The organism is Bacteroides sp. CAG:189 (assembly GCF_000432295.1).
GTDB lineage: Bacteria > Bacteroidota > Bacteroidia > Bacteroidales > Bacteroidaceae > Bacteroides > Bacteroides salyersiae.
In genome coordinates this window covers 1-10,454 of record NZ_HF990981.1, presented here as the reverse complement: position 1 = coordinate 10,454, position 10,454 = coordinate 1, and the positions used below count along the sequence as shown (strand labels likewise).

9 protein-coding genes and 1 pseudogene are annotated in these 10,454 nt (G+C 43.5%); 6 read left to right on the top strand and 4 right to left on the bottom strand.

All coding sequences use genetic code 11. From position 1 onward, the window contains the following. The 3 genes and pseudogenes from QVP90_RS00975 to QVP90_RS00965 form a co-directional block, all read right to left on the bottom strand. Positions 1-336: pseudogene (locus QVP90_RS00975) on the bottom strand (tetratricopeptide repeat protein); the annotation flags it as partial. 113 nt (positions 337-449) lie between these two features. Next, positions 450-2,192, bottom strand: coding sequence for a glutamine--tRNA ligase/YqeY domain fusion protein (locus QVP90_RS00970; RefSeq protein ID WP_005931086.1), 1,743 nt, complete (start codon positions 2,190-2,192; stop codon positions 450-452). Between the two features lie 98 nt (positions 2,193-2,290). Then, positions 2,291-3,106 carry a PstS family phosphate ABC transporter substrate-binding protein gene (locus QVP90_RS00965; protein ID WP_021935444.1) on the bottom strand — a complete coding sequence of 272 codons (816 nt, stop codon included), beginning with the start codon at positions 3,104-3,106 and terminating at the stop codon, positions 2,291-2,293. 263 nt (positions 3,107-3,369) lie between these two features. Between QVP90_RS00965 and pstC the strand changes: the two genes are divergently transcribed. The 6 genes from pstC to QVP90_RS00935 all read left to right on the top strand — a co-directional run bounded on the left by pstC (position 3,370) and on the right by QVP90_RS00935 (position 8,908). Beyond that, complete coding sequence (pstC, locus tag QVP90_RS00960; RefSeq protein WP_021935443.1) at positions 3,370-4,566, top strand: phosphate ABC transporter permease subunit PstC; 1,197 nt, start codon at positions 3,370-3,372, stop codon at positions 4,564-4,566. A 151-nt stretch (positions 4,567-4,717) separates the two neighbouring features. Further along, a complete protein-coding gene (pstA, locus tag QVP90_RS00955; RefSeq protein WP_021935442.1) occupies positions 4,718-5,593 on the top strand; it encodes a phosphate ABC transporter permease PstA in 876 nt (291 codons plus the stop codon). Between the two features lie 218 nt (positions 5,594-5,811). Continuing rightward, positions 5,812-6,558, top strand: a complete 747-nt coding sequence (pstB, locus tag QVP90_RS00950; protein WP_005931094.1) for a phosphate ABC transporter ATP-binding protein PstB — start codon at positions 5,812-5,814, stop codon at positions 6,556-6,558. Positions 6,559-6,620: 62 nt separating this feature from the next. Further along, positions 6,621-7,310, top strand: coding sequence for a phosphate signaling complex protein PhoU (gene phoU, locus QVP90_RS00945; RefSeq protein ID WP_005931095.1), 690 nt, complete (start codon positions 6,621-6,623; stop codon positions 7,308-7,310). Positions 7,311-7,748: 438 nt separating this feature from the next. Then, the gene (locus tag QVP90_RS00940; protein ID WP_005931096.1) at positions 7,749-8,345 is read left to right on the top strand and encodes a riboflavin synthase; all 597 of its coding nucleotides are present in this window, start codon (positions 7,749-7,751) and stop codon (positions 8,343-8,345) included. Positions 8,346-8,371: 26 nt separating this feature from the next. After that, entirely contained in the window at positions 8,372-8,908 is a 537-nt protein-coding gene (locus QVP90_RS00935) for a nitroreductase family protein (RefSeq protein WP_005931099.1), read from the top strand. A 39-nt stretch (positions 8,909-8,947) separates the two neighbouring features. Here the strand turns inward: QVP90_RS00935 and QVP90_RS00930 are convergent, their stop codons facing one another. Further along, positions 8,948-10,267, bottom strand: coding sequence for a YihY/virulence factor BrkB family protein (locus QVP90_RS00930; protein ID WP_005931102.1), 1,320 nt, complete (start codon positions 10,265-10,267; stop codon positions 8,948-8,950). Positions 10,268-10,454 lie beyond the last annotated feature (187 nt).

Genomic DNA, 10,454 nt, shown 5'->3' with positions numbered 1-10,454 from the left:
CAGCAGGATTTCGGCTTTCAGCAACTTGACTTCCGTTTCGTAGGTTTCGGTTATGCATTCGGCTACGTTCTTGGCTTTCTGGAGTTTCATGGTGTCCAGATACAGATAAGCCTGTTCTACCATGAGGTCGGTATGTCCCGGATGAAGTTCCAGGCCGTAGCTGATTACTTCCTGTGCTTCATCAAAGCGCCGACTGAGGGCATATCTGTCAGCAATATCCGCGAGTTGGTCTCCATCCAGATAAAGTGGTTTGTTTTCTTTTTTCGCCGTTTCGTAGTCGGCTATGAGTTCGTTTAGTTCCTGATCTTTATCAGATGAATTATTTTTTCTTGCCATGTGATGTAGTGATAAGTGATTAGTAATTAATAATGTAATGATAAGTGATTAGTGATTAGTAGGCTACGCTATATGCTGCATTGCACTAATCACTTATCACTTATCGCTTATCACTATTTGTTAATTTTCCCCCATGTATCTTTCAACCCTACGGTACGGTTGAATACTAACTTGTCGGGAGTGGAGTCTTTGTCTATATTAAAATAACCGATTCGCTGGAATTGCAGATAAGAGAGATTAGGCAGGGTGGCTACGAATTTTTCGACGTAGCAGCGGTTAAGTATCTGCAATGAATCGGGGTTGATAATCTCTTTCATGGCTTCCAGGGCTTCGCAGTTTTTGGCTTCGCGGATGGCGGCCAGTTCGTCGCGTGGATTTTCTACTTTCCAGAGACGGTCGTAAAGGCGTACTTCGGCAGGCAGGCAATGGGCGCAACTGAGCCAGTGCAGTGTCCCTTTGACCTTGCGGTTTGCATCGGGCATGCCGCTTTTGGTATGCGGGTCGTATTCACAGTACACTTCGGTTATCGTTCCGTTTTCATCTTTTTTGCAGCCTGTACACTTCACGATGTAGGCATTTTTGAGACGTACTTCCTGGCCCGGAGTCATTCGGAAATATTTTTTCGGAGCATCTTCCATGAAGTCTTCGCGTTCTATCCACAGTTCACGGCTGAATTCGATGGTATGGCTTCCGGCTTCCGGATCTTCGGGATTGTTGATGGCTTCCAGCTCTTCCACTTTGCCTTCGGGATAGTTGGTGATTATCAATTTTACCGGATTCAATACGGCGGAAACACGGGTTGCACGAATATTCAGATCTTCGCGAACGGCACTTTCCAGCAGCGCGAACTCATTAAGCGCATCGTAGGTGGTATATCCTATTTTATCAACGAACTTACGGATGGACTCCGGGGAGTATCCGCGACGGCGGAATCCGCAGATGGTAGGCATACGGGGGTCGTCCCAGCCGTTCACCAAGCCTTCTTTCACCAGAGTAAGCAGGTTGCGTTTACTCATCAGGGTATAACTGAGGTTTAACTTGTTGAATTCGTACTGGCGGGGGCGGTTATCGTTCAGGTCGTTGCCTTCTTTGAGCCAGTCGATAAACAGGTCGTACAGTGGACGGTGCACGACGAACTCCAACGTACAGAGTGAATGGGTAACTCCTTCGAAGAAGTCACTTTGTCCGTGTGCAAAGTCGTACATCGGGTAGGCTTTCCAAGTGGTTCCGGTACGGTGGTGAGGATGTTTCACCACACGATAGATAATCGGGTCGCGGAAGTGCATATTCGGGTTTGCCATGTCGATTTTGGCACGGAGCACCATAGCACCTTCTTCGATCTCGCCACTGTTCATCTTGCGGAACAGGGTAAGGCTCTCTTCGACAGGACGGTTGCGGTAAGGGCTTTCGGTTCCCGGTTGGGTGGGAGTTCCTTTTTGTGCGGCGATTTGTTCGGAAGTCTGCTCGTCGATGTAGGCTTTTCCTTCTTGGATCAACCGTACGGCAAAGTCCCAGAGTTGCTGGAAATAATCGGATGCATAATACACATTTCCCCACTCGAAACCCAGCCATTTGATATCTTCTTCGATGGCTTCTACATACTCTACGTCCTCTTTGGTCGGGTTTGTATCGTCGAAACGAAGGTTGCACACGCCACCGTGACGGGCTGCCAGACCGAAATCAAGGCAAATAGCCTTGGCATGGCCGATATGAAGGTAGCCGTTCGGTTCCGGCGGGAAACGTGTCTGCACCTTTCCTCCGTTTTTACCTTCTTTTAAATCATTTTCTACAATTTGCTCAATAAAGTTGAGGCTTTTCTTTTCGCCTGTAACCTCTTCGTCCTTAATATCTGTCATAGCGTTTAAATAAGTTATGAGTTACGAGAGATAATAACTGCTGAAGATGACTCGTAACCAAATATGCTACAAAAGTATGATATTTTTTTCGTATATCCTTATTTCACCGGAATATATCCGCTCTTTTTTATTATATCCTGTCCTTCGCCGGAGAGAATAAAGTCGATGAGAGGGGCTACTGCTTCTTTGTTGTTCGCATTATAGTAATAGTAAAGGGGACGCACGATAGGGTAAGTTTTATTTGTCGCGTTTTCCACACTGGGATGGGCATAATGCATACCGTTATCGTAGGATACGGCTAATGTTTTGACACGTGGTGATACATAGGCCAGACCGACATAGCCGATAGCACCTTTGGTCTGGCTGACAGATTGAATCACGGCACCGGTGGCGGGCATGGAAAGGCTGCCGGACATGTAGTTCTTGTTCTTCAGTACGCTTTCTTTGAAGAACTCGTAAGTTCCCGAAGAAGTCTCGCGGGAGTAAACGATGATTTTCCGGTTTTCACCTCCTACCTGTTGCCAGTTGGTGATTTTACCACGGAAGATGTCTTCCAGTTGCTGACGTGTAAGCTGTTTTACCGGATTGGAGGGATGCACCACCACGGTCAAGGCGTCATAGGCGACAATCGTCTCTTCTATATCTGTTTGGGCGGCTTTGGCTTTCATCTTTTCACTAAACTTGATGGGACGGGAAGCCATGGCAATGTCTGTTGTGTTGTCCATCAATGCGGCGATACCCACACCGGTTCCGCCTCCGGTGACGGTGACGCGGGCATCGGCATGTTTGTTCATGAAACGCTCTGCAGTTTGCTGGGCAACCGGAAGGACGGTATCACTACCCTTGATGCGTTGGGCATGGAGACTGGTAATGGCAAGGGAAAAAAATAGAAATAATATACTTTTTACTTTCATGGGAATGATGAATTATGATTTAATATACATGAACTGACTATTATTTGAAATAGATTCAACTTATGGGTTTTATGAATGATAATTTATGGGGGCAATGACTGATTGCGATGGCAAATTAAAGGAGAAGATGTTACATTGCTGTTTCAAAATCTTCTTCGGTATTCATTGTAACAGGATTGTAATATGTTTGAAACAATTCCTTCAAACGATGTTCACACCGTCTTAACATAATACCCTTTCCTTTGCATCAGAAATCAACAGGTATGAAGAAGATTTTTGAAAAGATAGTGGAAGGAATATTGACTTGTAGCGGTTTTGTTACAAGTATTACGATCCTGCTTATCGTACTGTTCTTGTTTACCGAAGCATTCGGGCTGTTTGGCAGTAAGGTGATAGAAGAAGGATATGTTCTCGCTTTGAATAAGGAGAATAAGGTCAATCAACTGAGTCCGGCTCAGATAAAAGATGTTTTCGATGAAGAGATAACGAACTGGGAAGAACTCGGTGGGGAGAATCTCCCTATCCGGGTTTTCCGTTTGGAGGATATCACCCGGTATTATACGGAAGAAGAATTGGGGGATGCTTATCAACATGCCGGGGCATGTATTACGAAACTGGTTGAAAAGACTCCGGGAATTGTTGCTTTTGTTCCGCAGCAGTTTATCACCGAACCGGAACAGGTGCATTTTATCAAAGACAATACGATTTCTGTGAAAGACGTGTTTGCAGGCGCTGAGTGGTTTCCTACGGCAACTCCGGCGCCTTTATTCGGCTTTTTACCTTTGATTACGGGCACGTTGTGGGTGAGTCTTTTTGCGATTCTTATAGCGTTGCCTTTCGGACTTTCGGTTTCTATTTATATGTCCGAAATAGCCGGTTCGAAAGTGCGTAAATGGTTGAAACCTGTTATTGAATTGTTGAGTGGCATACCATCGGTGGTGTACGGGTTCTTCGGGCTGATTGTAATAGTGCCGCTTATACAGAAGGTGTTCGATCTCCCGGTGGGAGAGAGCGGGTTGGCAGGAAGCATTGTGCTGGCTATCATGGCATTGCCTACCATTATTACCGTTACGGAAGACGCCATGCGTAATTGTCCGCGAGCCATGCGTGAAGCGAGTCTGGCTTTGGGAGCTTCGCAATGGCAGACTACCTATAAAGTGGTTATTCCGTATTCTATTTCCGGCATAACTTCGGGGGTGGTACTGGGCATCGGCCGTGCTATCGGTGAAACAATGGCCGTGCTGATGGTAACCGGAAATGCTGCGGTGATTCCGACTACTATTCTGGAACCTCTGCGCACCATTCCCGCTACTATTGCTGCCGAACTGGGAGAAGCCCCTGCAGGAGGCCCTCATTACCAGGCTTTGTTCTTGCTGGGGGTAGTGCTGTTCTTTATTACATTAATAATCAATTTTAGCGTGGAATATATTTCGTCCAAAGGTGTGAAACGCAGCAAATGAAAACGGATAGTACACTTGATGAAGGTTAACAATATATCAGATGCGAACCAACACTATATCAAGTGAATGCTGACAATATATCAGATGTATGCTAACAATATATCAAATGAATGCCGACAGTGTATCAGATGAAAAAGAAAAATAAATAGAGATGGAAATAACAAGTAATAATAAAGCCAAACGCCGTTCGCAGAAGATCGCTTTCGGAATATTCCGTTTGTTGAGTGTATGCATCGTCTTGATTCTTTTTACGATATTGGGTTTCATTATATATAGAGGTGTCGGTGTCATCAGTTGGGATTTTATCTTTTCGGCACCTACCGATGGTATGACGGGAGGAGGTATCTGGCCCGCTATTGTAGGTACATTTTATCTGATGGTAGGTAGTGCGCTTTTCGCTTTTCCGGTGGGGGTGATGAGTGGCATTTATATGAATGAATATGCTCCGAAAGGGAAACTCGTTCGTTTTATACGTGTGATGACAAATAATCTGAGTGGTATTCCGTCTATTGTATTCGGGCTTTTCGGTATGGCTTTGTTTGTGAACTATCTTGGTTTTGGCGATAGCATACTGGCCGGTTCGCTGACACTGGGATTGCTTTGTGTACCTTTGGTGATCCGTACTACGGAAGAGGCCTTGAAGGCGATTCCCGATAGTTTACGCGAGGGAAGCCGGGCTTTGGGGGCTACTAAATTACAGACTATCTGGTATGTTATTTTACCGATGGGAGTTCCTAATATCATAACCGGACTGATTCTTGCTTTGGGACGTGTATCCGGCGAAACGGCTCCGATATTGTTTACTTGTGCGGCTTATTTCTTGCCGCAGTTGCCTACAAGTATTTTAGATCAGTGTATGGCCTTGCCCTATCACCTGTATGTGATATCGACCAGTGGGACAGATATGGATGCCCAGCTACCGTTGGCCTATGGCACGGCGTTGGTACTGATTGTGATCATATTGCTGATAAATTTATTGGCAAATGCATTAAGAAGATATTTTGAGAAAAAGGTAAGAACAAACTAAAGAGACAGATGGATTTACGATTAGACGATTTACGAATTACGATTGAAGTTAGATAAAGAGATTTTATGATTAGACGATTTACAATTGGAGATAAATGGATTTACGGTACTATAAATTGCAATACAACTCGAAACGAAATGCGATGCAATTCAAGACAGTTGTAATATCAATCGTAAATTGTAAATCGTCTAATCGTAAATAAAAAGAATGATATTTTTATGATAAATGCCCGTGATGTAAATTTTTGGTATGGTGACTTTCATGCTTTGAAAGGGATCAGTATGGAGATAGAAGAGAAGTCCGTAGTTGCTTTTATCGGCCCTTCCGGATGCGGTAAATCTACTTTTCTCCGCCTGTTTAACCGTATGAATGATTTGATTCCTGCCACCCGTCTGACAGGAGAAATCCGTATCAATGGTGAGAATATCTACGATAAGGGGATAGAAGTAGATGAACTACGGAAAAACGTAGGAATGGTTTTTCAGCGTCCGAATCCTTTTCCGAAAAGTATTTTTGAAAATGTTGCCTATGGCTTGCGTGTAAATGGAGTGAAAGACAATGCTTTCATCCGTCAACGGGTGGAAGAGACCCTGAAAGGTGCTGCGCTTTGGGATGAGGTGAAAGATAAGTTGAAGGAGTCGGCGTACGCTCTTTCCGGCGGACAGCAGCAGCGCCTTTGTATTGCCCGTGCAATGGCTGTTTCTCCTACGGTTTTGTTGATGGATGAACCGGCATCCGCACTCGATCCCATTTCTACTGCAAAGGTGGAGGAGCTGATTCATGAGTTGAAGGAGCGATACACCATTGTGATCGTGACGCACAATATGCAGCAGGCTGCCCGCGTTAGTGATAAAACGGCTTTCTTCTATCTGGGGCAAATGGTGGAATACGACGATACAAAGAAAATTTTTACAAATCCGGAAAAAGAGGCAACACAGAATTATATTACCGGGAGGTTTGGGTAGGAATCTATGTGGATGTCGGGTCTGGTATTCCTTAATTTTTTTAATTTTAATTATTTCATACTATGGTAAAGTTTATAGAATCGGAGCTCATTCTGCTTAAAAAAGAGATTGACGAAATGTGGACACTGGTTTATAATCAGTTGGATAGGGCAGGAGAGGCTGTACTCACGCTCGATAAAGAGTTGGCTCAACAGGTTATTGTCCGTGAACGGCGGGTGAATGCTTTTGAGCTTAAGATAGACAGCGATGTGGAGGATGTGATTGCTTTGTATAATCCGGTAGCCATTGATTTGCGCTTTGTGCTTGCAATGCTCAAAATAAATACCAATCTGGAACGCCTGGGAGATTTTGCCGAAGGAATTGCCCGTTTCGTATTGAAGTGTGAAGAGCCTGCATTGGACCCGGACTTACTGAAACATCTGCGTTTGGAAGAGATGCAGGGGGAGGTGCTCTCTATGCTCGAACTGGCAAAACGTGCCTTGAATGAGGAAAGTATCGAATTGGCAACATCGGTTTTTGCGAAGGATAATCTTCTGGATGAAATCAATGCCGGGGCTACCTCTGTTCTTGCCGGCTATATGAAAGAACATCCGGAAAGCATGCTTTCCTGTCTGAATCTTGTCAGTGTATTCCGTAAGTTGGAACGCTCCGGAGACCATATAACGAATATTGCCGAAGAAATTGTGTTCTTCATTGATGCAAAGGTGCTCAAGCACAGCGGAAAGACGGATGAACACTATCAGGAAAAGTAACATTTTGAAACTTTTTATACAAAAATTAGTGCTACTTAAAAAAATGTTCTATATTTGTCTCCTGTAACGGGTAAGTTACAGGAGATTTTTCTTGAAATGATAATAAATCCAAAGATTTTTCAAAAAGATGTTATAAGACATGTTTTATAATTTGGTTCATAACAGGAAAAGGACCTATATTTGCACCGTTATCCTGAAAACAATCTTTTTACCTTAAAAAAAAACTAATACCTATTGAAAACTGAGAAATGGAGCTTTGTGAAAAGCCCCATTTTTTTTGCGTCTATAGCTCATAACAATTAACACAGATTATTTGTTTAGTCCACGTTTATCGGTTTCAATTTTGTATCTTTGCATCTATGATTAATGAGTATGTTTTGAAGCGTATTCTTCAATCATAGATAGTGAATCGTTAAATTATTAATAATAAACCGCTTTATGTTTTCCGGAATAGTAGAAGAATATGCTACCCTTGTAGCACTGGTGAAAGACCAGGAGAATATACACTTTACCTTCAAGTGTTCGTTTGTGAATGAACTGAAAATCGACCAAAGTATTTCACACAATGGGGTGTGTCTGACAGTAGTTGATCTTACTGATGATACCTATACCGTGACTGCCATGAAAGAGACTCTGGAACGTTCCAATCTCGGGCTGCTGAAGGTAGGTGACAAGGTGAATGTAGAACGTAGCATGATGATGAACGGCCGTTTGGACGGGCATATCGTGCAAGGACATGTGGACCAGACCGCTACTTGCGTGGATATAAAGGATGCGGATGGAAGTTGGTATTTCACGTTCAAATATGCATTTGACAAAGAGATGGCGAAACGTGGATATATTACTGTAGACAAAGGGTCGGTAACGGTAAATGGTGTTAGTCTGACAGTATGTAACCCTACGGATGATACCTTCCAGGTGGCTATCATACCTTATACTTATGAGCATACCAATTTCCATACTTTCGTTATTGGCAGCATAGTGAATATCGAGTTTGATATTATCGGTAAATATATCAGTCGGATGATTGTCTGATTGATGAATCATAATTTATAAGTCACATGGATTTTCAGCAATTAGTCAATTCCCGGCAAAGCGACCGTGCTTATGACAAGGAGCGTCCGGTAGAGCCGGAAAAGTTAGTTCGTATATTAGAAGCGGGGTGTCTGGCTCCTTCGGCTTGTAACGCGCAACCGTGGAAGTTTGTGGTAGTCACAGATAAGGATTTAGCCGGTAAAGTGGGAAGGGCGGCCGCCGGATTGGGAATGAATAAGTTTGCTAAAGATGCTCCCGTACATATTTTGATTGTAGAAGAATCTGCCAATATCACCTCTCTGCTGGGAGGGAAAGTGAAAGACAAACATTTCCCTTTGATTGACATAGGCATTGCTGCTTCCCATATGGTTCTTGCCGCAGAAAGCGAAGGCTTAGGCTCATGTATTCTTGGCTGGTTTGATGAAAAAAAGATCAAGCAACTGACTGGTATTCCCTCTTCCAAGCGGTTGCTGCTCGATATCATTATCGGCTATCCTCTGAAAGAGAAACGGAAGAAAATCCGCAAGGCAAGGGAGAAGGTGGTCTCATATAATAAATACTGAAATAGTGACTGGTGAGTAGTGGTATCACTACTCACTATTTTACAGTTCTTTCAGTAATACCTTGCTTGCCTTCTTGTAATATTCTTCTCTTGATTCCACCAGAATCCGCCATTCATCACTGAATTCAACTTCTTTATCGATTTTGAAATTCTCGGAGCCATAGGTGTCCAGCCGGTCAAGTACTACTGCTACATTCAATTGGTTGAGATCCATAGAGGGCTGGTAGGCGATTTCTTCGCTTTTCTGATCGGTTACTACCTCATGTATCAGGTTGATTTCCTGTAATTGATACAACGTTTGGTTTGTAAGCCGGATCGGGATCTGATGTTCTTCTGATATCTCTTCGGCTGTATAAGGTGGCTCGTTACGTTCGAAACGTTTGGCTATGAGAGACATGATAAGAATAGATATGAAGTCGCGGTAACGACGGCTGATGTTTTGTGTATCTTTATCGAAACTGAAGTTTCTGAGGTTCTGTCCGGCATAAGTCAGTTCGGCACCGAACAGGCAAATGGTCCAGGATATTTGCAGCCATAACAGAAACATCGGCAGCGCGGCGAAACTTCCATAAATGGCATTGTAGCGCGATACCCATAACTGACTGCTGATGTATAGGAACTGGAATGCCTGATAAGCAGAACCGGCAAGAATACCCGAAATGAGTGCATGCTTAAACTTTACCTTCGTGTTGGGCATAAAGATGTAAAGCCCTGTAAACATAAACCAAGTCAGTACGAAAGGGATAAGCCGTATCAGAAATTTTATGATAGGAGCCAGCAATACGAAATCCTCTATTTGCTTCAGCATAGTACTCATGAAAATAGAAAGACCGCCTGATACGACAATCAGAATAGGCATTAATAGGAACATGGAGAAGTAATCGGTGATTTTGCGATACATGCTTCTTGCTTTCTTTACTCCCCAGATGCGGTTGAATGTAATTTCGATGTTGCTTACCAGATTGATGACTGTCCATAACAGCATGATTAAACCCACTCCGATAAAAATTCCGCCTTTGGTTTGTGATAAGTAAGAGTTTACGAATTCAAGGATCGTATCGGAAGCTTCCGTTGCCCCTCCAAAGCCGTTGCGGAATTGATGCTCCATGATGGTGGATACGCCGAATCCCCGCGCAATGGCGAATACGATGGCGAGTATGGGCACAATGGCAAGCAGTGTGCTATATGTCAATGCAGAGGCTTTATTGACGATACGGTCTTTCGTGAAGCGGTTGATACAGAGGTAAATGGTTTTAATGACGTTATAAACCGAAAATTTGGTTCTGGTCACTTCGTCCTCCGTGATGCGCCAGATATCATAAGTGATGAATTTCCATATATCGGTTATTTTTTTCTTCATGGCATTCATTTGGAATTATAGTTGAAAAAAAGCAGTCAGCCTGTAAGCCGAGTTCTGTATCCTGTTGGATGAAAGTATTAATTTTTTTCATTCCTTAAATCCGTTCATTCAACAAGATGCCTGTCATTTATCTGAGTGGCATGTCACCATACCACTTTAGCGGTCTACCCTCCGACATGGAGCGAGC

Excerpts from the sequence above, each read along its gene's own strand:
- QVP90_RS00970 (WP_005931086.1), bottom strand. The coding sequence starts at position 2,192 with ATGACAGATATTAAGGACGAAGAGGTTACAGGCGAAAAGAAAAGCCTC.
- QVP90_RS00965 (WP_021935444.1), bottom strand. The coding sequence starts at position 3,106 with ATGAAAGTAAAAAGTATATTATTTCTATTTTTTTCCCTTGCCATTACC.
- pstC (WP_021935443.1), top strand. The coding sequence starts at position 3,370 with ATGAAGAAGATTTTTGAAAAGATAGTGGAAGGAATATTGACTTGTAGC.
- pstA (WP_021935442.1), top strand. The coding sequence starts at position 4,718 with ATGGAAATAACAAGTAATAATAAAGCCAAACGCCGTTCGCAGAAGATC.
- pstB (WP_005931094.1), top strand. The coding sequence starts at position 5,812 with ATGATAAATGCCCGTGATGTAAATTTTTGGTATGGTGACTTTCATGCT.
- phoU (WP_005931095.1), top strand. The coding sequence starts at position 6,621 with ATGGTAAAGTTTATAGAATCGGAGCTCATTCTGCTTAAAAAAGAGATT.
- QVP90_RS00940 (WP_005931096.1), top strand. The coding sequence starts at position 7,749 with ATGTTTTCCGGAATAGTAGAAGAATATGCTACCCTTGTAGCACTGGTG.
- QVP90_RS00935 (WP_005931099.1), top strand. The coding sequence starts at position 8,372 with ATGGATTTTCAGCAATTAGTCAATTCCCGGCAAAGCGACCGTGCTTAT.
- QVP90_RS00930 (WP_005931102.1), bottom strand. The coding sequence starts at position 10,267 with ATGAAGAAAAAAATAACCGATATATGGAAATTCATCACTTATGATATC.